This is a genomic window from Blastococcus goldschmidtiae (assembly GCF_031845325.1).
GTDB lineage: Bacteria > Actinomycetota > Actinomycetes > Mycobacteriales > Geodermatophilaceae > Blastococcus > Blastococcus goldschmidtiae.
Genome location: NZ_JAVREI010000006.1, coordinates 184,649 through 207,201 on the forward strand (window position 1 = coordinate 184,649; position 22,553 = coordinate 207,201).

Here is a 22,553-nt window from a genome sequence, read left to right on the forward strand (position 1 = left end):
GACGGGGTTTATGACTATCAGGCGAAAACCTCGGAGCAGGACCCTAGCATTCCCGGGCATGGGTTCTGTGTGGTCGTCGCCGGAGCGCCCGGCCTATCCGCACCAGGCGCTGGCGGTGGTGCTGCAGGTCAGGGTGCGGCGGCTGCACGTGATGCTCTGGGAGCGGCCGAACGAGCCGTTCGCCGGCGCGTGGGCCCTGCCCGGGGGGCCGTTGCTCGCCGAGGAGACTCTCGGGGCGTCGGTGGCGCGGCAGCTGGCGGCCAAGGTCGAGGTCGAGGTGCTGGGCCACCTGGAGCAGCTGGAGACCAGGAGCGACCCCGGTCGGGATCCTCGGGGGCGGACCGTGGCCACGGCCTACCTGGGCCTCATCCCCGCGCACCTGGACCCGGCGCTGCCCGAGGACACCGCGTGGCACCCGGTCGACGCCCTCCCGCCGACGGCGTTCGACCACGGCTCGATGGTGCGGTCGGCGCTGGACCGGCTGCGGGCCAAGCTCTCGTACACCAACGTCGGGTTCGCGCTGGCCCCGCCGGAGTTCACCATCGCGGAGCTGCGCGAGCTCTACGTCGCCGCGCTCGGCTACGACGTCACCGCCACCAATCTGCAGCGGGTGCTGCTGCGCCGCGGCGTGCTGGAGCCGACGGGGGAGCAGGCGGCGTCCGGTCGTGCCGGTGGCCGGCCCGCGGCGCTCCACCGGTTCGTCACCCCGGAGCTGGCGGTCACCGATCCCTTCGCGGTCTTCCGACCGCCGTCGCGCGATCCGGACGGTCAGAGTCGGTCGCCCGGCTACGAGGGGTGACACCGGGCTGCGGAGAGGTGGGGCGACTCGTCCGGGTGTCGAGATGATCACGAACGGGTGATCAGCGGAGCGTCGAGGTGTCGACCGGCGGGTGGTGGCCAGCTTCCGGGTTGACCCACTTCGAGCCGAACGGAGAGACGCATGCTGATTCTCGGACTGATCCTGCTCTTGCTCGGCTTCTTCCTCGAGATCTCGATCCTCTGGACGATCGGGATCATCCTGCTCGTCGTGGGGGCGATCCTCTACGTGCTCGGTGCGACCGGACGCGCGGTCGGAGGGCGAAAAGTCTGGTACTGAGCCGACCTGCGGCGCCGGCCCTCCAGCGGGGCTGAGGCGACAGGGACGGTGAGCGAACGAACCCCCGGCCGCATCGCGCGGCCGGGGGTTCGTCGTCGTCGGGGCTAGCCCTCCTGGGCGTCGGAGGGGCAGACCGGCAGACCCGGGAGCAGGGCCTTCCCGAGGGGGCCCAGCAGGGTGCACGTCTCGCCCGGGACGGGCTCGACCACCTCCGGCGGCGCGGGCGCCGCAGGCAGCTTCGGTGCCGGCGGCGCAGGAGCCGGCAGCGCCGGTGCCGGCAGCGCGGGTGCCGGGGCGGCCGGTAGGGGTGCCGGCGCAGGGGCGGGAGCCGGGGCCGGAGCCCGCTCGGTGGCAGGGGGAGGGGTGCCGCCGCCCCCGCCGCCGGACGGCGCGGACGCTCCGCTCCCGCTGTCGGAACCCGGCGGAGGAGCCGGGGGCGCGGCCGGGGCTCCCGCGGCCGGAGCCGCCGGTGGCGGGCCGCTGCTGCCCACGAGCACCGTGTCCCCGGAGGCGGGCGTCGTGTCCTGGGCGCCGATGGCCGGCCCGGGCGCGGCCGGTGCGCGGTAGTTGCCGGACGGCGGCGGCACCGGGCTGCTGGTGTCGCCGACCAGCGGCAGCGTGTCGACCGGGATGCCGGATGCATACGCCCGGGCGAGGGCCAGCACCTGGGCGACGTAGGCATCGGAGTGGTTGTAGGCGAACACGGCCCGGCGCTGGCCGGAATCGGTGCGCAGGTCACGCCCCGCGACGCACAGGTAGTTCCCGGCGGCCAGCGCCGCGTCGTCGATGTCGAAGGGGTCGGTCGTGCCGTTGCCGTCGCCGTCCACCGCGTGGGACCGCCAGGTGGTGGGGATGAACTGCATGGCGCCCACGGCACGGTCATAGCGGGTGTCGTGGTCGAAGCGGCCCCCGTCGCTGTCGCCGATGTAGGGGAACTGCCCGCCGTCCAGAGCGGGGCCTCGGATCTCCGGCGTCGAGGTGCCGTCGCCGTTGAGCACCGCGCCACCGAAGCGACCGTGGTTGGACTCGACGCGGCCGATGGCTGCGAGCAGCGACCAGTCGATGCCGCAGGAGGGCTTGGTGGAGTTCATGCGGGTCGCGGCGACCCGGTAGGCGTTGAGCGCCACGTCGGGGATGCCGTTGGCGGCGAGGCCCTCGATCACCGGCGTCCCGGCCGGTTGCTGCTCGGCTCCCCGGACCGGGAGCGCCGGCAGAGTCGTGGCACCGGGGGGTGCGCCGGCGGAGAGGCGGTCGGGTGAGAAGGCGCCGACGGCGACGTCGGTGCGGCCGTCGTCGGCCGCCTTCGCCTCCGCCCGCGCCACGTCGACCGGGGTGTCGCCGGACGCGGTGAGACCGGCGACCAGTCCGGACCCCCCGACGACCAGTGCCGCGACGACCAGCACACCGTGTCTCTGCGCCTGCGTCCTGCCCATGGACCCTCGCACCCGTCCCTCGCCTGCATGGACAGTGATGCCGGCCCCGCCGGCGAGCGCTCGTTACCCGTGTCCTGTGGTCTCAATGACATCGTGCGATCGGACCTGAGGTCGCCGCCGCGCAGGCCGGACGCGAGCGACCTCGAGCCCGGCGGGAGGGCGCGCCCGGCAGGATTCGAACCTGCGACCGTCGGATTAGAAGTCCGGTGCTCTATCCGCTGAGCTACGGGCGCTCGGTCGCCGATCATCGCATCGGTGCCCGGCGGCGGTCTCAGCGCGCATGCTCCGCGTCGTCCACAGGGGGAGTGCGGTTCCACAGATGCGCCACCCGGGGCCCTGCCGGGCTGCCTGCGCCGCAGGGTCGGAGCACGCCGGCACCGCGCCGGTCGCGCCGTCCGGCGCAGCACCCCGAGGAGCACCGTGAACGACACCACCGTCACCGTCGTCGGCAACGTCGTCGACTCACCCCGTCGCGTCAGCCTGGACAACGGCGCAGTGACCAACTTCCGCATGGCGTCGACCGCCCGCCGCTACGACAGCGCCACCCAGCAGTTCGTCGACTCCGGCACCCTCTGGGTCGACGTCGAGTGCTGGGGCGCGCTGAGCGGCAACGTCGCGGCCAGCATCAGCAAGGGGGACCCGGTCATCGTCCACGGGGCGCTGACGACGCACAGCTGGGAGTCCGAGAGCGGACCGCGCAGCAAGCCGCGCATCCGGGCGTTCGCGGTCGGGTCGAACCTGCAGAAGGGGCGGTCGGTCTTCACCAGGGACCGGAGCGCCCGAACGGCCGAGGAGGGCACGCCGGCTTCCTCCGCGAGCACCGAGGACCACGGCTTCCCGACGTCGGCGGAGGAACTGCGGCCCGGTCGGGACTACGTGGGCAGCGACGAGACGTTGAACCCTGCGGACACCGACAACCTCTCGCAGGAGCCCGCGCACGCGTAGTCGCCCTGGACTGGGAGGATCGACAGCGAGAACGGACGGGGTGGGGTCGCGCCCGGCGGCCCCGCCCCCGCTCGCGAGACGACGGAAGGCTCCGAAGCCCAGTGGCTCAGTACATCTACACGATGGTCCGCGCGCGCAAGGCGCACGGCGACAAGGTGATCCTCGACAACGTCACCCTGTCGTTCCTGCCCGGCGCGAAGATCGGCGTCGTCGGCCCCAACGGCGCAGGCAAGTCGACGGTCCTCCAGATCATGGCCGGCATGCAGCAGCCCTCCAACGGTGAGGCGACGCTCGCGCCGGGGGCCACGGTGGGGATCCTGCTGCAGGAGCCGCCGCTCAACGAGAACCTCGACGTGCGCGGCAACGTCGAGGAGGCGGTCAAGCCGCTGCGCGACGCCCTGACCCGCTTCGAGGAGGTCAGCGCGGCGATGGGCGAGCCCGACGCCGACTTCGACGCGCTGATGGCCGAGCAGGGCGAGCTCATGGAGGTCATCGAGAACCAGGACGGCTGGGAGCTCGACGCGCGCATCGAGCAGGCCATGGACGCGCTGCGCTGCCCGCCTGGTGACGCCGACGTCACGGTCCTCTCCGGTGGTGAGCGCCGCCGCGTGGCGTTGTGCAAGCTGCTGCTCGAGGCGCCCGACCTGCTGCTGCTCGACGAGCCGACCAACCACCTGGACGCCGAGAGCGTCGCCTGGTTGGAGCAGCACCTCGAGAAGTACGCCGGCACCGTCGTCGCCGTCACCCACGACCGGTACTTCCTCGACAACGTCGCCCAGTGGATCCTCGAGCTCGACCGGGGGCGGGCCTATCCCTACGAGGGCAACTACTCGACCTACCTGGAGACCAAGGCCGCCCGCCTGCAGGTCGAGGGGGCCAAGGACGCCAAGCGCGCCAAGCGGCTCAAGGACGAGCTGGAGTGGGTGCGCTCGGGCGCCAAGGCCCGCCAGGCGAAGAGCAAGGCCCGTCTGGCCCGGTACGAGGAGATGGCGGCGGAGGCGGACAAGTTCCGCAAGCTGGACTTCGAGGAGATCCAGATCCCTCCGGGCCCGCGGCTGGGCAGCGTCGTCGTCGAGACCAACAAGCTGACCAAGGGCTTCGGCGACCGCGTGCTCATCGACGAGCTGTCCTTCAACCTCCCGCGCAACGGCATCGTGGGCGTCGTCGGCCCCAACGGGGTCGGCAAGACGACGCTGTTCAAGATGCTGGTCGGCGAGGAGAAGCCCGACGACGGCGAGATCAAGGTCGGCGAGACGGTCAAGCTGTCCTACGTCGAGCAGAACCGCAGCGGGATCGACCCGAAGAAGACCCTGTGGGAGGTCGTCTCCGACGGCCTGGACCACATCAAGGTGGGCAACGTCGAGATGCCCTCGCGCGCCTACATCGCCGCCTTCGGCTTCAAGGGCCCGGACCAGCAGAAGCCCGCAGGCGTGCTGTCCGGCGGTGAGCGGAACCGTCTCAACCTCGCCCTGACCCTGAAGCAGGGCGGCAACCTGCTGCTGCTCGACGAGCCCACCAACGACCTCGACACCGAGACGCTGACCAGCCTGGAGGGCGCGCTGCTGGAGTTCCCCGGCTGCGCCGTGGTGGTCAGCCACGACCGGTGGTTCCTCGACCGGGTGGCCACCCACATCCTCGCCTACGAGGGCGAGTCCAAGTGGTTCTGGTTCGAGGGCAACTTCGCCGACTACGAGAAGAACAAGGTCGAGCGGCTGGGCCAGGACGCCACCCGGCCGCACCGGGCGACCTACCGCAAGCTGTCCCGCGACTGAGCGGAACGACCGGACGACGGCCGGCGTGGAGCACCTGCTCCGCGCCGGCCGTCGTCGTTCCGCGCCGGCCGTCGTCGTTCCGCGCCGGCCGTCGTCGTTCCGCGCCGGCCGTCGTCGTTCCGCCCGCGCTCCGTGCGGAGTGCGGCCGCGCGGTGGGGACCGGCCTGGCCCGCGGGATGGGGGCCACTCGGGAACCGCGGCTGGGGGCTGTCCGGGACCTGGGCCGGCGCCCTACGCTCCGGCCAGCCGTCGTGACCGATGCGACCGAGACCTCCCCGGAGCGCGCATGTCCGTCATGCACCTGGCCCGCGCCGAACGCGAGGAGCTGCGCGACCTCCTGAGCGGCCTGTCCCCGGAGCAGTGGCGGGCGCCCTCGCTGTGCGCGGGCTGGACCGTCCAGGACGTCGTGGCGCACATGCTGAGCTACGAGGAACTCGGTCCCCGGCAGCTGGCCGAACGGCTCGCGCGGGGGCTGCTCAGCGTCGACCGGTCCAACGCCATCGGACTGCGGGAGTACGGCACCCGGACGCCCGAAGAGCTGCTCCGCCTCCTGGACGGCCATCTCACGCCGACGGGGCTGACCGCCGCGATGGGCGGCGCGATCGCCCTGACCGACGGGATGATCCACCAGCAGGACATCCGGCGCCCGCTCGGCCTGCCCCGGCAGGTCCCGGCCGAGCGGCTGGTGCCGGCGCTGCGCACGGCCCTGTTCGCCCCGACCCTGCTGGGTGCCCTGCGGGTGCGCGACGTCCGGCTCGTGGCCACCGACATCGACTGGTCCTTCGGCCGCGGCCCCGAGGTCCGGGGCGCCGCGGAGGCGCTCCTGATGACCGTGGCCGGCCGGCCGGCCGCCGTCGCCGACCTGTCCGGCCCCGGCCAGGAGCGCATCGCCCGGCGGCTGACCGGCTGACCGCACCTCAGCCGGCCGCTCCGAACGCGCTGACGAACCGGCGCTGACCTCGCGTCTCCACCGCACGGCGGCGGTAGTGCCGGCGGACGAAGGCGACCGCGTCCTGCGCAGCGACGCCGTCCAGGACGGCCAGGCAGGCCAGCGCGGTGCCGGTGCGTCCGATGCCGCCGCCGCAGGCGATCTCCACCCGTTCGCCGGCGGCGCGCTCCCAGGCCGCGGCCAGCGCCGTCCGCAGCTCGGCCGGGTCCCGGGGAAGGCCGAAGTCCCGCCACCGCACCCAGTGCTGCTCCCAGGCCGCGGCCCGCGGCCGGCGCGCCAGCAGGTAGACCCCGAGGTCCGGCGGAGGAACCGGGGGCGGAGTGCGCAGCCCGCGGCCCAGCACCCTCCGTCCGGACGGCAGGGGAAGGACCCCGGGAAGGTCGGCGGGCCAGGAGTTCCCCACCGCCTCACCGTAGGCGCGTGCGCGGGTCCGGTCGTAGGCCCGGCGAGGGGTAGGGCAGGGTGGCGGTGTGAGGCACACCGCTGCGGTCCCGATGCGCTGGTCGGACATGGACGCCTACCAGCACATCAACAACGTGGCCTTCCTCGGCTACTTCGAGATGGCCCGGATCAGCCTGTTCCGCGAGCAGCCCACGCACGACCTGAGGACGGGGCAGCGGCGCGGCCTGATCGTCGCCGCGCACGAGATCGCCTACAAGCGCCAGGTCGTCTACTCCTCCCAGCCGCTGCAGATCGACGTCTGGGTCACCGACGTCCGCGCGGCGACCTTCCTGTGCCGCTACGAGCTCTTCGACCACGGCAAGCTGGCCGTCACCGGCAGCACCAAGATCGTGCCGTTCGACTTCGCCCTCGAGCGCCCGCGCCGGCTCACGCCCGAGGAGAAGGACTTCCTGGCCCGGTTCACCGACCAGCCGCCGGCCGCCTGACGTGCCGGAGTCGATCGCGGACATCGCCGCTGCCGAGGACCCCGTGGCCGCGGTGCTCGACGCCCATGACAGGGGCGGGTTGATCGCCCTCCGGACCTCGGGCACCACCAGCCGGCCGCGCGTGGTCGTGCGGACCACCGCGTCATGGGTGGACTCGTTCGCACACGTCTCGGCGCTGGCCGGGATCGGGGCGTCGTCCCGGGTCTGCGTGCCCGGGCCGCTGTCGGCGACGATGAACCTCTTCGCCGCCGTCCACGCCCGGTACGAGGCGCTGCCGCTGGTCGCCGACCCGGAGCAGGCCACGCACCTGCACGTCACGCCGGCCGTGCTGCTCGCCCTCCTGCGTGGGGGCACCGATCTCCGCGGGTGCACCGTCGTGGTCGCCGGTGACCGACTGCAACCCGCACTGGCCGCGCAGGCGCGCGCGGGCGGCGCACGGATCGCCCATTACTACGGGGCGGCCGAGCTGTCCTTCGTCGCCTGGGGCGGCGACGAGGACGACCTGCGGCCCTTCCCGGACGTGACCGTCGACATCCGGGACGGGCGCGTCTGGGCGCGGTCGCCCTTCCTGTCGCGGGGTTACGCCGGTGGTGCCGAAGGACCGTTCACCGTCGCCGCCGACGGCTTCGCCACCGTAGGGGACCGCGGTCGGCTGGACGAGGGGGTGCTCACCGTGACCGGACGGGGAGCCGAAGCCGTCGTCACCGGCGGCGCCACGGTGCTCGTCGACGACGTGGAGGAGGCCCTGCGCCGGGTGACCGGGAGCGAGGTGGTGGTGGTCGGCGTCCCGCACCCGCGGTTCGGCGCGGTCGTCGCCGCGGTGCTCGCCGAGCCCGCGGCACTGCCGGTCGCCCAGCGGGCGTCACGGAGCGGCCTCTCCGCGGCTCAGCGGCCCCGCCTGTGGTTCCGCCTGCCGTGCTTCCCGATGACCGACGCCGGCAAGGTCGACCGCGCGGCGGTGGCCGAGCTGGTGGCCTCCGGGCGGCTCGCCCCGGTAGCCGCCACCCCCGAGGCATCCACCAGCCCCGAGGACACCCCCCGGTGATGCCCACGGACCCGGATGCGCCGGTCATCGTGGCCGCGCGCCGCACGCCGATCGGGACGGCGGGGCGGTCACTGGCCGGGTACACCGCCGCCGACCTCGCGGCCGCCGTGCTCGCGGATCTCACGGCCGGCGCACGCCCCGGCTCACCCACCTGCGAGGTCGTGCTGGGCAACTGCATGGGTCCCGGCGGTGATGTCGCCCGCGTCGCCGCGCTCCAGGCCGGCCTACCCGTGACCCTGCCTGCACTCACCGTCGACCGGCAGTGCGCCAGTGGTCTGGCTGCCGTCGTCCTGGGCGCCGCCGTGCTGCGCGGCGAGGAGGGGACGGTGCTGGCCGGTGGCGTGGAGTCCGCATCCACCGCGCCCTGGCGGTCCTGGGCGCCGCAGGGCGACGGCCCGGCCACCCGCTATGAACGGGCCCCCTTCGCTCCCGCGCACATCGGTGATCCGGACATGGGACCGGCGGCGGAGCTGATCGCCGCGGAACGCGGGATCACCCGGGCCCAGCAGGACGAGTACGCCGCCCGGTCCCACGCCCGCGCGATGGCGACCCAGCGGGCCGGCGGGTTCGTGGGCGAGATCGTCCCGCTGGGCGGCGTCGACGTCGACGAGCGTCCGCGGGACGGTCTCAGCGTCGCCCGGCTGGCGCGGCTGCGGCCGGCCTTCGACCCGGAGGGCGCTGTGACCGCGGGCAATTCCTGCGGTATCAACGACGGCGCCGCGGTGGTGACGATGGTCGACGCCGCGACGCATCACCGGCGAGGCGGGCGGGGGCTGCGGGTGCTGGCCACCGCCACGGCGGGGGTCGACCCCAACCGTCCGGGGCTCGGCATCGTCCCCGCTGCCACGTTGGCCCTCGACCGCGCGCGGCTCCGCCTGGACGAGGTCGACGTCGTCGAGTTCAACGAGGCGTTCGCCGGCCAGGTGCTCGCGTGCTGCGCCGACCTGCGCCTGGACCCGGAGCGGGTGTGCCCTCAGGGGGGCGCGCTGGCCCTCGGCCACCCCTGGGGCGCCTCGGGTGCGGTGCTCGTCGTCCGTCTCTTCTCCCAGCTGGCCCGAGGCCGGAGGGGCCGCTACGGCCTCGCGGCCATCGCGGCAGGCGGCGGCCAGGGGGTGGCAATGGTCGTGGAGGCGTGCGGCTGACGGCGGTCAGACCAGGCGGGGCACCGGCCGCGCAGCGCCGGTGGGTGCGCCCCGGCTCGCGGCCTCCTCGTCCGGGACCGGCCTGATCACCGAGCCCTCGGCGATCAGCCCGCCACCGAACACCGCCGCGTTGATCCCGCCCCGGTGCACCATCGCCTTCACGAGCTTCAGCCCGGTCAGCCGCTCCAGGTGCGTGCACGGTGGGCAGCGCTTCATCCCGAACACCAAGGCGTCGCCGACAGCGAACCAGGTACCCACGAGCGAGGGCAGATCGATGCCCGAGGTGACCAGGTTCCGCCGGGTGTCGCCGGGGGTGAGAGCGGCACCCACCTCAGCGGCGACCGCGGCGACGTCGTCCCGGTCGATCAGCGTCAGCTGCTTCTCGAGTTCGGGGTACTGCGCCCACGTCCCGCCGCCGAGGGCGTAGCGGTCCCCGTCCAGCCCGACGCCCGGCACCAGCCGGCCGCTGGGCACCCGCAGCATCGGGGCGGCGGCGGTGCCGGTCCGCCAGATCTCGCGCACGGAACCGGTCACGACGCCACCGCCGGGCGACGCCGCGGGCGGCGCGCGGGCGCGTCGTCCGCGCCGCGGGCGTCCAGTGCCTCGCCGACCGTCGTCGCCATCCGCAGCACCTGCACCAGCAGCGGCACCGCCATGCCCCAGCGCAGCCGGTCCGCCCCGCGGGCGGCCTGCGCCTCGCGGATCCCGGCCGCCCGCTCGGCCACCAGCGGGATGAACCGCAGCGTCATCGCGATGACCAGCCCGATGCGCGCCGGCCGCACCCCGAACACGCGCAGCGGCGAGGCCAGCCACTCGACGACGGCCACCAGTGCGGTGACCCGGGTCGTCGCCGTCACCACCGCCGCCGCCACGAGCAGGGCCAGCAGTCGCACCACCGCCACCGTGCCGGTCCGGAGGTCGGTGACCAGCAGGTGGAAGACGAACAGCAGGATCAGCCAGAGCCAGACCGGGCGGACCTGGGCCGACAGCGCACGCCACGGCAGCCCGGCGGCGATCAGCCCGACGCCCAGGGCCACGACGAGCGCGCCGCCCACGGCGGCCGGCCGTTCGGTGAGGAAGAGCGCCACCCCGAGAACGGCCAGCAGGCCGAGCTTCAGCCCGGCCGGTGCCCGGTGCACAGGGCTGGTCCCCGGCACGTAGAGGGAGAGCATCAGGTCATCCTGGCCACGTACCAGGGCACCGTCTCGGCCGGGGTGCCGTCGGCCGCCACCCGCCCGTCCTCGACCACCAGCACGCGGTCGAAGCCGGACAGGAGGTCGAGGTGGTGGGTCACGACCACGACGTCCTGCTCCAGCTCGGAGATGACCCGCTGCACCTTCCGCGTGTTCGCGAGGTCCAGCAGGGTGGTCGGCTCGTCGAACACGATCCGCTGGGGTCGCATGGCCAGCACGCCGGCGATCGCCAGCAACTGCTTCTGCCCGCCGGAGAGCAGGTGCGCCGGGTGGTCGCGGTGCCCGGCCAGCTCGTACCGGCCGAGCAGCTCCTCGACCCGCAGCGCGATCTCGGCAGGGGGCAGTCCCTGGTTCTGCGGCCCGAACGCGAGGTCCTCCGCCACCGTGGGGTGCACGATCTGCGCGTCCGGGTCCTGGAACACGAAGCCCACCCGGCGACGCACGGCACGCACCTGGGTGCGGGTGTCCAGACCGTCCACCCGTACCGCGCCCGACGTGGGCACGACCAGGCCGTTGAGCAGTCGCGCGAACGTGCTCTTGCCGGAGCCGTTGGCGCCGATCACGCCCACGCGGCGCTCGGTCAGGGTGAGCGACACGCCCGCCAGGACGGTCCGCTCGCCGTAGGCGTGTGCCACGTCCCGCAGCTCGATCGAGGCCCCGGACGCGACAGCGGGCGTCTCGGGGTCCGCACCGGGACGCCGTCGCCACCGCACGCGGGTCAGCTCGCGGTGACGCGCCGCGACGGCAGCTCGATCACGGGGTAGGCGCGGCGGACCGCGACGGCCACCACCGAGGCGGCGACCGCCTTGACGAGGTCGCCCGGGATGAACGCGAAGGACCCGGTGAACGAGGCCCAGAGCGGCACGTCGCCGTACAGGCTGGTGAACGGGATGCCGACCGCGTAGATGACGACGATCCCGCCGATCAGGTTGGCCACCATCGCCCACGCGAGGTTGAAGCGACGCCAGAAGAGCTGGGTGAGCAGGCCGATGACCATGGCCGCGATCGGCCAGCTGTACAGGTAGCCGGCGCTCGGGCCGACGAAGACACCCAGGCCCCCGCGCCCGCCCGAGAGGATCGGCGCGCCCATGGCCACCAGCGCGAGGAAGACCAGCAGCGCCAGACCGCCGCGCTTGGCGCCCAGCACCGACCCGGCGAGCATGACGCCGAGGGTCTGCGCCGTGATCGGTACGGGGATGCCGGGCACGGGCACCGGCGGCAGGAGTCCCAGCACCGCGACGATCGCGGCGAACAGGGCGACGTAGGCGAGATCCCGGGACTTCACGGGAGGCAAGTTACCGAACGGGTCCGGCCGATTCCTGGCCGGGGACGACGCCCTGGTGCTCGGCCCAGACCGCGGTGTCGACCGGCACCGTCCCGTTCTCCAGAGGCCCGCTGGCGAGCATCACCCGCCCCTCCGGCAGCGGCACGGCCGCACCGGAGAGGTTGAGCAGGCAGACGAGCCCTCCCGGACGGCGGAACGCCAGGCATCCGTCGGGTGCCGGTAACCACTCCAGCTCCGCCCCGGCGAACGCGGGCGAGGAGGCCCGCAACGCCAGCGCCGTTCGGTACAGCGACTGTATCGACGCAGGCTGGACGGCCTGCGCCTCCGCCGTGAGCTCCGCCCAGCCCTCCGGCATGGGCAGCCACGTCGCGGAGCCCGAGGAGAAGCCGTAGGGCGGCTCGGTGCCCGACCAGGGCACCGGGATGCGGCAGGCGTCGCGTCCGCGCTCCCGGCCACCGGAGCGGAACCAGATCGGGTCCTGCAGCGCCGCATCGGGCAGGTCGACGTCGGGCATGCCGAGTTCGTCGCCGTTGTACAGGTACGCCACTCCGGGGAGGGCCAGCTGCAGCAGCGCGGCCGCCCGCGCCCGGCGGGAGCCCAGCTCGCCGCCGCCGTAGCGCGTCACGTGCCGGGGCCGGTCGTGGTTGGACAGCACCCAGCACGCCGGTGCATGCGTGCCCGCGACCGCGGCCAGCGAGTGGACGACGGCGTCGCGCAGGGCGGCGGGCGTCCACTCCGCCGTCAGCAGCTTGAAGTTGAACGCCAGCTGCAGCTCGTCGGGGCGCAGGTACCGGGCCAGCCGCTGGTCGTCGGAGACCCACACCTCGCCCACGGCCATCCGGCCGGGGTACTCCTCGAGCACCGAGCGGATCCTCCGGTGCACGACGTGGACGCCGTCCTGGTCGAAGCGGTGGTCGCCGGGGCCGTGGTCGTCGAGCAGCCCGGTGTCCTCCATCGGGACCATGTCGGGCAGACCGTCGGGCTTGGCCATGCCGTGCGCGACGTCGATGCGGAAGCCGTCGACCCCGCGGTCCAGCCAGAAGCGCATCGTCTCCTCGAGGTCGGCGACCACCTCGGGGTTCGCGAAGTCCAGGTCGGGCTGCTCCGGGGCGAAGATGTGCAGGTACCACTGGCCGTCGGGGACGCGGGTCCACGCCGGCCCGCCGAAGACCGAGGGCCAGTTGTTCGGCGGCTCGCTGCCGTCCGGCCCGCGACCGTCCCGGAACAGGTAGCGCGCCCGCTCGGGAGAGCCGGGCGCGGCCGCGAGCGCCGCCTGGAACCACTCGTGGTCGTGCGAGCTGTGGTTGGGGACCAGGTCGATGGTCACGCGGATGCCCAGGGCGTGCGCCTCGGCGAGCAGGGCGTCGAACCCGGCGAGGTCGCCGAACACCGGCTCGACGTCGCGCGGGTCGGCGACGTCGTACCCGTGGTCGGCCATCGGCGAGGGGTAGAAGGGCGTGATCCACAGCGCGTCGACGCCGAGGTCGCGCAGGTAGCCCAGCCGGGCGCGCAGCCCGGCCAGGTCGCCGACGCCGTCGCCGTTCCCGTCGGCGAAGCTGCGGATGTAGACCTGGTAGAAGACCGCCTCCCGCCACCATTCGGCCCTCTGCAGGGACCCGCCGCGAGCCTGCGAGCGGTGGGGGGCAGGGGGTCCTTTTACGGTCGTCGGCTCCGGTGGCACCGGGCTCCTCGGGGATCGGGTCGGCCGGGGGCCGGGCCGGGACTAGGGGGTGAGGTCGCTGCCGGCGTCCGCGGGGAAGCGGTTCTGCATGCTGCGCGCCGCCATCGCCAGGTAACCCCACAGCGTGGCGTCCTGCTCGGCGGGCAGTTCCAGGGAGTCGACGGCGTCGCGCATGTGCGTGAGCCAGGCGTCGCGCTCGGCCGGGCCGATGGCGAACGGCGCGTGCCGCATCCGCAGCCGCGGGTGCCCGCGCTGGTCGGAGTAGGTGGTGGGGCCACCCCAGTACTGCTCCAGGAACCGGCGCAGCCGCGTCTCGGCGCCCTCCCAGTCGTCCTGGGGGTACAGCGGCGCCAGCACGGGGTCGGTGCGGACGGCGGCGTAGAAGCGGGCCACGAGCCGCTCGAAGGTGGCGGAGCCGCCGACCTCGTCGTAGAAGGCGGTCCGCTCCGACGGCGACCGCCGCGACTCGCTCATGCCCGCGATGCTCCCTCAGCGTCGATTCCGACGGACGACCGGTGCTGCGTCCGTCGATAGGCAACCAGCGCCGGGGCGACGGCGATCATTCCGACACCGCCGCACGCGGCGAGCACGACGCTGGGCGCCATGCCCTCCGCGGCGAGCCCGGCGGCCAGCGCGCCCAGGCCCTGCACGCCGTAGAGGCCGCTGACCGCGACACCGAACGCGCGGCCGCGGAAGGCCGGCGGCGTCGCCTGCACGAAGGAGATGTTCAGCGGGATGAGCCAGGAGGAGCCCAGTCCCGACACGAACAGCAGCGCCAGCAGCGTCGCGAACGGCGGGGTGCCGCCTCCGGTCACTGCCACCACCAGACCTCCGGCCAGCAGTGGGGCCAGGGACAGCGCGACCAGGGGGACGACGAGCCGCTCCCGGCGGTCGGGCGGGACGAGCCGGCCCAGCAGCAGGCCGCCGACGACGACGCCCGCGGGATTGGCCGCCAGCAGCACGCCGATGGTCATGCTGCCGCGACCCAGCTCGTCGGCCAGCGGGGCGGCGATGCCCTCCCAGGCGTTGGCGAACAGCGCGCCCACCCACAGCACGGCGATGATGGCCAGCATGCGCCGGGTGCCGCCGAGGAAGCGCAGGCCTGCGGCGGTGTCCCGCCACAGCGAGGAGCCCTGCTCGGGCGGCGCGGGCGCCGGCCGGCGCTGGAGCCGCGCCGAGAGCCACAACGCCGAGACCGCGAAGGTGGCGGCGTCGATGCCCAGCGCCAGCGAGGGGTGCAGGGCGACCAGCGCGCCGCCGGCCAGGAAGCCCACGACCTGGGCCAGCTGCAGGGTGACCGTCGTCAGCGACGTGGCGACGGCGTAGCGCTCGCCGTCGAGCACGTCGGCCATGAGCGCCGACCGGGCCGACTCGAACGGCGGCGCGCACAGCGAGACCACCAGCAGCAGGCCGAGCAGCACCGGCAGCGGCATCCCTGGGATCGCCATCACCGCCAGCAGGGCGGCGCGGGCGGCGTCGGTGGCGATGAGCACGCGGTGCCGGGGCAGCCGGTCGGCGAGCGTGGACAGCAGCGGGCCGCCGATCAGCCACGGGAAGTGGCTGATGGCGAAGGTCAGCGCGGCCAGCAGCGGGGAGCTGGTGCGCTGGTAGACCAGCACGGTCAGCGCCACGCGGGCCAGTTCGTCGCCCGCGGTGGAGAGCAGGAAGGTGCCGAACAGCGGCCGGAACTCCGCGACGGCGAAGACCTCGCGGTACGTCGCCGGACGGTCGGGAGCGCCGGGAGCGGCCTGCTCCGGCGCGGTCGAGGTCAGCGCAGCCTCGATCCGGGGCGGGCCACGGCCAGGGGCGGAACTGCGTTCGTCGTCACCATCGCCGCTCCCCGGATCTCTCGTCCACCGCCGCCGCGCCACGCTCGGCGACGGATAGTGACCTGACCATCACCGGAATGGTGTCAGGCCGAGGTCGGTCTGTCAGCGAGGGGCGCCGGACGCGTCCTCCCGAGGGAGCAGGCCGGTGTACCGCGCCAGGAACGCCAGCTGGTCGGCCGCCAGCCCCACGGTCCGGCTCACCGCCCGGGCGCCGTGGCCGACCGACACCTCCCGCCGCAGGACGACCGGGGCCTCGGCGCTGGTCGCGTGCTGCAGCGCGGCGGCGAGCTTGCGTCCGTGCAGCGGGTGCACGCGCGTGTCGGACTCGAAGGTCGTGAGGAGCACCGCCGGGTACGCCGTCCCCTCCCGGACCGCGTGGTACGGCGAGTAGCCCAGCAGCCAGCCCAGCTCCGTCGGGTCCTCGGCGGTGCCGTACTCGTCGTTCCAGGTGCGCCCGAGCCCGAACAGCTCGTACCGGACCATGTCCAGCAGCGGGGCGCTGCAGACGACGGCCGCCGCCAGGTCGGGCCGCTGGGTCAGCGTCGCCCCGACCAGCAGACCGCCGTTGGACCCGCCGAAGATCCCCAGCTGCCCGTGCGTGGTCCAGCCCTCGGCGACCAGGTGCCCACCGGCGGCGGCGAAGTCGTCGAACACGTTCTGCTTGCGGTCGCGCATCCCGGCCCGGTGCCAGTCCTCGCCGTGCTCCGAGCCGCCGCGCAGGTTGGCCACCACCCAGACGCCTCCCGCGGCCACCCACGACAGCGCCTGCGCGCTGTAGGCCGGGGTGAGCGAGACGTTGAAGCCGCCGTACCCGTAGAGCACCGCCGGGCGCGGGGCGTCGGGCGTGCCGGTACCGGAGAGGACGAACAGGTGCACCGGCGTCCCGTCGGCCGAGGTCGCGTGCGTCTCGACGACGGTCAGCTCCGGCACGGCACCGGCGACGGCCGCCCGCTCCCACTCCTGCAGCGCCGCGCCGGAGCCCGCCTCCCAGCGCAGCACCGAGGGCGGAGTGGCGTAGTCGGTGTAGCCGATCCACGCCTCGGTGCCGCCCTCGGGCCGGGACACGACGCCGGAGATGCTGCCGCTGCCCGGTGCGGGCACGTCGGAGAGCCGACCCGAGCCGTCCGCCGCCCAGACCGAGAGCCGGTCGGTGGCGTCGACCGCGTGCACCGCCAGCACCTGCAGGTCGCCGTCGGGCCCGTCGACCAGGGTGACGTCGGTGAGCACGGCGCCGTCCTGCTGCGGGACGACGTCCCGCCACGCCTCCGGCGCCCAGGTCGCGGGGTCGGCGGGGTCGGCGACCCCGAGGCGCCCGCGCGGTGTGCCGCGGTCCGACATCAGCCACAGCCGCCCGTCGCGCGCCACCCACGCCGAGGTCTGCGCGTCCACGCCGACCTGGAGCTCGCGCAGCGGCGCCGGCCCGCTTTCCGACGTCGCGGTCAGGTCGGCCAGCCAGACGTCATCCCGCGGGGCGGTGCCCACCGAGCGGGAGACCACCAGCCAGCGGCCGTCCCGGCTGGTGTGCACGCCGAAGTAGCTGGCCGGGTCGCTGCCCTCGCCGTGCACCAGGACGTCGTCGTCGGGGTCGGAACCGACCCGGTGGCGCCACACCCGGCGGTGGAACTGCTCCTCGCCGGCGGGCACCTGGTCGGGGGCCAGGCGGCGGACGTAGAACAGCTCCGCAGCCCCGGGCAACCAGGCAACCGGGGAGTAGCGGCAGCGGTCGACGGGGCCGTCGAGGACCTCGCCGGTGGCGACGTCGAGCACGTAGAGCCGCGACTCCTCGTCCCCGCCGACCGAGAGCTGGTAGGCCAGCCGGTCGCCCTCGATCGACGGCGACCAGGCGTCCAGCGTGGTGGTGCCCGCGGGGTCCAGCGCCATCGGGTCGACCAGCACCCGGACCGTGCCGTCGGGCTCGGTCACCCGCAGCACGGCGTGCTCCTGGCCCGGGTCGCGGCGGGTGGAGAACGCGCGCCCACCCCGCCACGCCGGCAGCCCGACCGCGCCGGCGTGCACCAGCTCCTCCAGGCGGGCGGCGAAGGCCGGGCGCAGGGGCAGGGAGCCCAGCACGTCGGCGGCCAGGGCGTCCTGGGCCTCGCTCCATGCCGCGGTCCGCGGGTCGGCGTCGTCCTCCAGCCAGCGGTAGGGATCGGCGACGGCGTGTCCGTGCAGGTCCTCGACCAGGTCGAACCGGGGTGCCTCGGGGTAGCGCATCCCGCCCACGGTAGCGGCGGGCCGGGGCCGCCCGGCCGGGCCGTCCGGAAAACCCAGCAGCGCCGATCCGGGGTTTCCGGGTCAGAATGGGGCCAGCCCGCGGGTCTCGGAGCCACCGGCGGTCCGCGGCGACCGGAGGTGATCCGTGCTGCGCGCCGCGTCCGGGTCGACGTCGGAGGGTCACCCAGGCCCGCGTCGCGACCCACACCATCCATCGGTCCTGCCCGTGCCGTCCCCGGGGACGACCGGCGCCACCCTGCTGCTCAACGCCACGTTCGAGCCGCTGTGCGTCGTCTCCAGCCGGCGGGCCATCGTGCTGGTGCTCGCCGAGAAGGCCGAGCCGGTCGACTCGGCGGCGGACGTCGTGCACGCCGAGCGGGTCAGCCTGCCGGTGCCCGTGGTAGCCCGGTTGACCCGGTACGTGCGGGTGCCCTACCCCTCGTCGGTGCCGCTGTCGCGACGCGCGGTGTTCACCCGGGACGGCCAGACCTGCGTCTACTGCGGCGGCTCGGCGACCAGCATCGACCACGTCGTCCCCCGCAGCAGGGGCGGCACCCACACCTGGGACAACGTGGTGGCCGCCTGCCGCCGGTGCAACCACACCAAGGCCGACCGCTCGCTGGCCGAGCTGGGGTGGTCGCTGCCGCAGCCGCCACGTCCGCCGACCGGGGCTGCGTGGCGGCTGCTCGGTCACCGCACGGTCGACCCGCGCTGGCGGGAGTGGCTGGGCATGCCCGAGAGCGTGAGCGCATGAAAGAGGACCCCGTCCTCCTCCCCACTCGCACGCTCGCGGCGAGCCTCGGGACGCGGCCGACGAGCTACCGGAGGAACGGATGACTTCTCCGGCGACCGCGCGGCTGTTGTGGAGCATGGCCGAGCCGTTCCACGCGCTCACCTACTTCGCCGAGGAGGCCGGCAGCGCCTTCGCCGCGGCCGGCCTGCGCGGATTCTGGTCGGGGTACTTCGCCGGCCGGGCGGCGCCGCTGGGCGCGGTCGGTGCGGAGGTCGTCTCCGCGACCTTCGTCAACTTCGCGCCGGAGTTCGTGGCCCGTCGCGTGCCGGCGGTGTGGGACGCGGTGACCCCGGCGGCGGCGCTGGACGCCCGGGTCGCGGGCGTGGACGCCGCGGTCAGCAGGGTGCTGGGGGAGGAGTGGACCGGCTCCGGCGCCGCGATCGAGGCCATGGAGCTGGCCGCCACCGCGGCGGCCGCCGTCGACCATCCCGGCCGCCCGCTCGCCGCCGCGAACAGCGCGGTGGCCGTGGCGGGTGAGCCCCACCTGGTGCTGTGGCAGGCGCTCACCACGCTCCGCGAGCACCGCGGCGACGGGCACACCGTCGCGCTGGTCGCCCGGGAGGTCGACGGCGTCCAGGCGCACGTGCTCGCCGCGGCGGCGGGCCGGTCCGACCGGGCGTGGCTGCAGAAGGCGCGCGGCTGGGACGACGCGGCCTGGGACGGCGCCGCCACCCGGCTGACCGACCGGGGCTGGCTGGCCGGCGACGGGCTCACCGCGGAGGGGCTGGCGATGGTCACCTCGATCGAGGCCGACACCGACCGCCTCGCGCTCGGGCCCTGGCGGGCACTGGGCGCGCCGGGCTGCGACCGGCTGGCCGAGCTGCTCCGGCCGGTGCGCCGCGCCGTCGTCGCCGCGGGGCTGTGGCCGGCAGGCAACCCGATCGGCGTCCCGGAGCCCGACTGACTGGCGCCCGTCTCGACCGGATCTGCCAATCCCGGGCCGCGATTTCGGCAACATCGGTGTGTCGGGTGGGGTCGGTGTGACGACTGGGCCGCACGGTGCGCGCCTGATCGCTCGGCTTGTCGCAGGTTTGCCCAGTGGTGGCGGGCTCCTTACGTTCCGGATCAATCGCTCTCAGCAAATCAGTCGCTCTCAGCCATTTTCGCCGTTCCAAGAAAGGCGCCTGCCCGATGACCTCCCGCACCCTGCCCCGCTCCGTCCGCCGCCGGGGCCTCGCCCGTGCCGGCGTCGTCGGGCTGGCCGCCCTGGTGTCGGCCGGACTGGCGATGCCGTCGGCCGGCGCCGCTCCCGCGATCACCATCCCGCTCGACCCCGCCGCGGTGGCCCTCGGCGGCAATCCGGTGGAGAACTTCGGGGGCGCCGTGGACCCCCTGGACGACCTCGGCACCCTCACCTTCGTCCCGGCGGAGGCCGAGTACGGCGACACGCTGACCGTCGAGCTCCCGACGGAGTTCGACACGACCGGCGCCACGGTGGACCTCGAGCTGGACGACAACGGCGACGAGGTTGCGGACCGGACGTTCTCGACCTCCGATGCGACGCTCACCGTGACGGGCGCGGGGACCCGCAACCTCTCGTTCGCGCTCCCGGCGGCCGGTGGCGCGACCATCTCCGACGGACTCCTCGTCATCGGCGGCCTCACGACGGGTCTCGGGCCCGAGTTCACCGTCGATCCGGTCGGCTACTTCCTCGCGATCGACGCCACGACGCGAGGAGACGTGACGCTGCGGCCCGAGCTCACCGCCGAGTCCGAGGTGCTCTGCCCCTCCGCGGCGGCGTGCACCGTGACGGCCGGCTCCACCGTCGGGCTGAGCCTCCCGGCCACCTCGCTCCTGCGGGACCTCGGCATCGCCGACTTCACCGGCGCCCGGTTCGGCCTCCAGGAGCTGGACGCGAACGGCGCGCCGACCACGGGGGCACCGATTGAGCTGCCGGTTCAGGTCGTGGACACGTCGTCGGCCACGGTGGACATCCCCGCCACGATCGCGCCCGGGAGCTACGCACTGCTGGTCGTCCAGCCCGCCGCGTCGGGCCTCTCCCTGGTGCTCGGAGAGCTGGCGGTCACCGCGCCCGCCCCCGCGCCGGTGGCTGCGCCCCCGGCGACGCCGTCGCCCACGGCGACGCCGTCGGCCCCGGCGCCCGGCGCGCCGTCCGCCGCCAACGTCGGCCTGCGCTCCAACACCGGCGTGGAGGACGCCGCGCCGGCCTCCGGCGCGTCGGCCACGGTCGCCTTGGGGGCTGGTCTGCTGGCGCTCTCCGGCATCGGTGGGATCGCCGTCGCCCTTACCCGCCGCCGTCCGGCGGTCGAGGGCGGCACGTGCCAGCCCTGAACCGGCGCACCGCCGTCGTCGCGGCGGTCGCCACCCTCGGCGTCGCCGGGAGCACGTTCCTCGCCGTCGGTCTGACCGACAGCCGGCAGCCGGCCGCGGCCACGGGGTCATCCGACCCGGTGGCCGCGGCCACCGCCCCGGCAACCACCCCGGTCGGCGAGCCGGCGCAGCCGACGCTCCCGGCCGAGGGTGAGGAGCTTCCCGTTCCCACCTCCGACGTGCACGTGACGGTCCCGGCCGTCGGGTTGGACCTCCCGGTGCTGCCGCTCACGCCTCAGCAGGGCGTGATCAACCCGCCGACCCTCACCGCCGCCTACTGGATCGAGCCCTACGGCGCCCCGGTCGGCGACGTGGCGCAGGCCGACAACACGTTGTACCTCGCCGCCCACTCCACCAGCGCCGGCGTGTACGGCTTCGATGCACTGATGGACCCCGACGGGAAGGGCAGCACCCTGGCCCCGGGTGATCTCGTCGAGGTGAGCACGCCGGCGGGCGCGGTCGGCTACGAGGTGAAGCGCACCGAGCGCTATGCGAAGGGGGAGCTCCCCGCCGCCGCTGAGGTGTGGGAGGCCGTGCCCGGCCGGCTGGTGCTCATCACCTGTCTCCAGCTCGGCGGTGGCAGGGCGTCGTCGGAGAACCTCGTGGTCTTCGCCGAGGCGCTCACGTGACGCGGGCGCGTTCGGCGGGGAACGCCTCGTAGGAGCGGTCGGTGAGGATCGTGCGGAACCGGTCCATGGCGTCCCAGACGTCGACGAAGCGGGTGTAGAGCGGCGCGGGGCCCAGGCGGACGCGGTCGGGGGTGCGGAAGTCCGGGACCACCGAGCGGTCGACCAGCGCCTGCGTCAGCTGCCACGCCTGCGGATGGGCGAAGGTGACGTGCGAGCCCCGCCGGACCGCCTCCCGCGGTGAGGCCAGCGCCACGCCCGCGGGCACGAGCCACTCGTCCCCGAGCGCGACGACGAGGTCGGTCATCGCCCGGCCCTTGGCCGCCAGCGCCTCGATGCCGGCCTCGGCGACCACGCCCGCACCGATCTCGACCGCGGCCATGCCGATCACCGGCGGCGTCCCCACCCCGAAGCGCTCGATGCCCTCGGCCGGCTCGTACGCCGGGCCCATCGCGAACTGGTCGCGCTGGCCGAACCAGCCCTGGATCGGCGAGCGCAGCTCGGCCTGCAGCTCACGGCGCACGTAGAGGAACGCCGGGGCCCCGGGTCCGCCGTTGAGGTACTTGTAGGTGCAGCCCACGGCCAGGTCGGCGCCGGTGGCGTCCAGGTCGACGTGCACCGCGCCCACGGCGTGCGAGAGGTCCCAGAGCAGCAGGGCGCCGGACCCGTGCACCAGCCGGGTCACCTCGGCGACGTCGGCCAGCGCGCCGGAGCGGTAGGCCACCAGCGACAGGACGACGACGGCGACCCGCTCGTCCAGCGCGGCCGCCAGCACGTCCAGGTCGAGCCCCTCGTCGATGTCGGCCTCGATCTCGCGCACCGTCATGCCCCGGGCCTCGGCCACGCCGGCGACGACGTACCGGTCGGTGGGGAAGTCGTCGGCGGTGCAGACGAGCACGTCCCGCCCCGGGCGGGCCGCGGCACCGGCGGTGACCAGCTTGTAGAGGTTGACGGTGGTGGAGTCGGCCACCAGCACCTGACCGGGGCCGGCGCCGAGCACGCCCGCACCGAGGTCGTCGCCGAGCCGGGTGGCCGCGCCGATCCACTGCGACCAGGAGCCGACCAGTCCGCGCGCCCACTCCTGCTCGACCACGCGGGTCACCGCGGCGGGCGTGGCCAGCGGCATGCGGCCGAGGGAGTTGCCGTCCAGGTAGAGCAGCCGGTCGGGACCGTCCTCGTCGGCGCCGTAGAAGCGCGCGCGGGAGCCGGCGAGGGGGTCGGCCGCGTCGAGGGCCTCCGCGGCGGCACGGGAGAGGTCCATGGCTCCTTGTGTACGTCACCGCCGGCGTGCGCGGCCCCGGGGGTGGGGAATCCGCCGACTAGCGTCGCCGC

Annotated in this window: 23 protein-coding genes and 1 tRNA gene; 12 read left to right on the forward strand and 12 right to left on the reverse strand. The window is 74.6% G+C overall.

The window, feature by feature from the left end; genetic code table 11:
* The first annotated feature begins 58 nt into the window (after window positions 1-58).
* Window positions 59-799: an NUDIX hydrolase gene (locus tag RM425_RS11325; RefSeq protein WP_311345303.1), complete on the forward strand. Its 741-nt coding sequence runs from the start codon at window positions 59-61 to the stop codon at window positions 797-799.
* A gap of 141 nt (window positions 800-940) precedes the next feature.
* The gene (locus RM425_RS11330; protein WP_311345304.1) at window positions 941-1,096 is read left to right on the forward strand and encodes a DUF6131 family protein; all 156 of its coding nucleotides are present in this window, start codon (window positions 941-943) and stop codon (window positions 1,094-1,096) included.
* 104 nt (window positions 1,097-1,200) lie between these two features.
* Here the strand turns inward: RM425_RS11330 and RM425_RS11335 are convergent, their stop codons facing one another.
* Both RM425_RS11335 and RM425_RS11340 read right to left on the reverse strand, forming a co-directional pair.
* Window positions 1,201-2,529 carry a lytic transglycosylase domain-containing protein gene (locus RM425_RS11335; RefSeq protein ID WP_311345305.1) on the reverse strand — a complete coding sequence of 443 codons (1,329 nt, stop codon included), beginning with the start codon at window positions 2,527-2,529 and terminating at the stop codon, window positions 1,201-1,203.
* A gap of 160 nt (window positions 2,530-2,689) precedes the next feature.
* A tRNA-Arg gene (locus RM425_RS11340) sits at window positions 2,690-2,762 on the reverse strand.
* A 187-nt stretch (window positions 2,763-2,949) separates the two neighbouring features.
* Here RM425_RS11340 and RM425_RS11345 point away from each other — a divergent pair.
* The 3 genes from RM425_RS11345 (at window position 2,950) to RM425_RS11355 (ending at window position 6,156) form a co-directional block, all read left to right on the forward strand.
* Window positions 2,950-3,474 (forward strand): single-stranded DNA-binding protein, encoded by a 525-nt coding sequence (locus RM425_RS11345; protein ID WP_311345306.1) that lies wholly within the window; start codon window positions 2,950-2,952, stop codon window positions 3,472-3,474.
* A 101-nt stretch (window positions 3,475-3,575) separates the two neighbouring features.
* On the forward strand, window positions 3,576-5,246 hold the full coding sequence (gene ettA, locus RM425_RS11350) for an energy-dependent translational throttle protein EttA (protein ID WP_311345307.1): 1,671 nt from the start codon (window positions 3,576-3,578) through the stop codon (window positions 5,244-5,246).
* Between the two features lie 286 nt (window positions 5,247-5,532).
* Entirely contained in the window at window positions 5,533-6,156 is a 624-nt protein-coding gene (locus RM425_RS11355) for a maleylpyruvate isomerase family mycothiol-dependent enzyme (RefSeq protein ID WP_311345308.1), read from the forward strand.
* Between the two features lie 7 nt (window positions 6,157-6,163).
* Here the strand turns inward: RM425_RS11355 and RM425_RS11360 are convergent, their stop codons facing one another.
* Entirely contained in the window at window positions 6,164-6,598 is a 435-nt protein-coding gene (locus RM425_RS11360; RefSeq protein WP_311345309.1) for a protein-tyrosine phosphatase family protein, read from the reverse strand.
* A gap of 67 nt (window positions 6,599-6,665) precedes the next feature.
* On the opposite strand from RM425_RS11360, the gene RM425_RS11365 reads away from it, so the two are divergent.
* From RM425_RS11365 to RM425_RS11375, 3 genes are read left to right on the forward strand one after another with little or no spacing between them, the layout of a single operon-like run.
* Window positions 6,666-7,082, forward strand: a complete 417-nt coding sequence (locus tag RM425_RS11365) for an acyl-CoA thioesterase (protein ID WP_311345310.1) — start codon at window positions 6,666-6,668, stop codon at window positions 7,080-7,082.
* 1 nt (window position 7,083) lies between these two features.
* Window positions 7,084-8,127 (forward strand): AMP-binding protein, encoded by a 1,044-nt coding sequence (locus RM425_RS11370; RefSeq protein WP_311345311.1) that lies wholly within the window; start codon window positions 7,084-7,086, stop codon window positions 8,125-8,127.
* Window positions 8,127-9,269 carry a thiolase family protein gene (locus RM425_RS11375; RefSeq protein WP_311345312.1) on the forward strand — a complete coding sequence of 381 codons (1,143 nt, stop codon included), beginning with the start codon at window positions 8,127-8,129 and terminating at the stop codon, window positions 9,267-9,269. Before RM425_RS11370 ends, RM425_RS11375 begins: the two co-directional genes overlap by 1 nt.
* A gap of 6 nt (window positions 9,270-9,275) precedes the next feature.
* On the opposite strand, the gene RM425_RS11380 is transcribed toward RM425_RS11375, so the two are convergent.
* From RM425_RS11380 to RM425_RS11415, 8 genes are all read right to left on the reverse strand, one after another.
* Window positions 9,276-9,803 (reverse strand): MOSC domain-containing protein, encoded by a 528-nt coding sequence (locus RM425_RS11380; RefSeq protein WP_311345313.1) that lies wholly within the window; start codon window positions 9,801-9,803, stop codon window positions 9,276-9,278.
* Window positions 9,800-10,441, reverse strand: a complete 642-nt coding sequence (locus tag RM425_RS11385) for an energy-coupling factor transporter transmembrane component T family protein (protein WP_311345314.1) — start codon at window positions 10,439-10,441, stop codon at window positions 9,800-9,802. The genes RM425_RS11380 and RM425_RS11385 overlap by 4 nt, the downstream gene beginning before the upstream one ends.
* Window positions 10,441-11,097, reverse strand: coding sequence for an energy-coupling factor ABC transporter ATP-binding protein (locus RM425_RS11390; RefSeq protein WP_311345315.1), 657 nt, complete (start codon window positions 11,095-11,097; stop codon window positions 10,441-10,443). Before RM425_RS11390 ends, RM425_RS11385 begins: the two co-directional genes overlap by 1 nt.
* Window positions 11,098-11,180: 83 nt before the next feature.
* Entirely contained in the window at window positions 11,181-11,747 is a 567-nt protein-coding gene (locus RM425_RS11395; protein ID WP_311345316.1) for a biotin transporter BioY, read from the reverse strand.
* Between the two features lie 10 nt (window positions 11,748-11,757).
* Complete coding sequence (locus RM425_RS11400) at window positions 11,758-13,428, reverse strand: glycoside hydrolase family 13 protein (protein ID WP_311345317.1); 1,671 nt, start codon at window positions 13,426-13,428, stop codon at window positions 11,758-11,760.
* 42 nt (window positions 13,429-13,470) lie between these two features.
* On the reverse strand, window positions 13,471-13,902 hold the full coding sequence (locus tag RM425_RS11405) for a globin (RefSeq protein ID WP_311345318.1): 432 nt from the start codon (window positions 13,900-13,902) through the stop codon (window positions 13,471-13,473).
* Window positions 13,899-15,299, reverse strand: coding sequence for an MFS transporter (locus RM425_RS11410; RefSeq protein ID WP_311345319.1), 1,401 nt, complete (start codon window positions 15,297-15,299; stop codon window positions 13,899-13,901). Before RM425_RS11410 ends, RM425_RS11405 begins: the two co-directional genes overlap by 4 nt.
* Window positions 15,300-15,359: 60 nt before the next feature.
* Window positions 15,360-17,471, reverse strand: coding sequence for a prolyl oligopeptidase family serine peptidase (locus RM425_RS11415; RefSeq protein WP_311345320.1), 2,112 nt, complete (start codon window positions 17,469-17,471; stop codon window positions 15,360-15,362).
* Window positions 17,472-17,697: 226 nt separating this feature from the next.
* Between RM425_RS11415 and RM425_RS11420 the strand changes: the two genes are divergently transcribed.
* The 4 genes from RM425_RS11420 (at window position 17,698) to RM425_RS11435 (ending at window position 21,224) form a co-directional block, all read left to right on the forward strand.
* On the forward strand, window positions 17,698-18,225 hold the full coding sequence (locus tag RM425_RS11420; RefSeq protein ID WP_311345321.1) for an HNH endonuclease: 528 nt from the start codon (window positions 17,698-17,700) through the stop codon (window positions 18,223-18,225).
* Between the two features lie 79 nt (window positions 18,226-18,304).
* Window positions 18,305-19,168: an SCO6745 family protein gene (locus RM425_RS11425; RefSeq protein WP_311345322.1), complete on the forward strand. Its 864-nt coding sequence runs from the start codon at window positions 18,305-18,307 to the stop codon at window positions 19,166-19,168.
* 227 nt (window positions 19,169-19,395) lie between these two features.
* Entirely contained in the window at window positions 19,396-20,556 is a 1,161-nt protein-coding gene (locus tag RM425_RS11430) for a hypothetical protein (protein WP_311345323.1), read from the forward strand.
* Window positions 20,544-21,224 (forward strand): class F sortase, encoded by a 681-nt coding sequence (locus tag RM425_RS11435; protein WP_311345324.1) that lies wholly within the window; start codon window positions 20,544-20,546, stop codon window positions 21,222-21,224. The genes RM425_RS11430 and RM425_RS11435 overlap by 13 nt, the downstream gene beginning before the upstream one ends.
* On the opposite strand, the gene RM425_RS11440 is transcribed toward RM425_RS11435, so the two are convergent.
* Entirely contained in the window at window positions 21,217-22,482 is a 1,266-nt protein-coding gene (locus RM425_RS11440; RefSeq protein WP_311345325.1) for a kynureninase, read from the reverse strand. The genes RM425_RS11435 and RM425_RS11440 overlap by 8 nt on opposite strands.
* Window positions 22,483-22,553 lie beyond the last annotated feature (71 nt).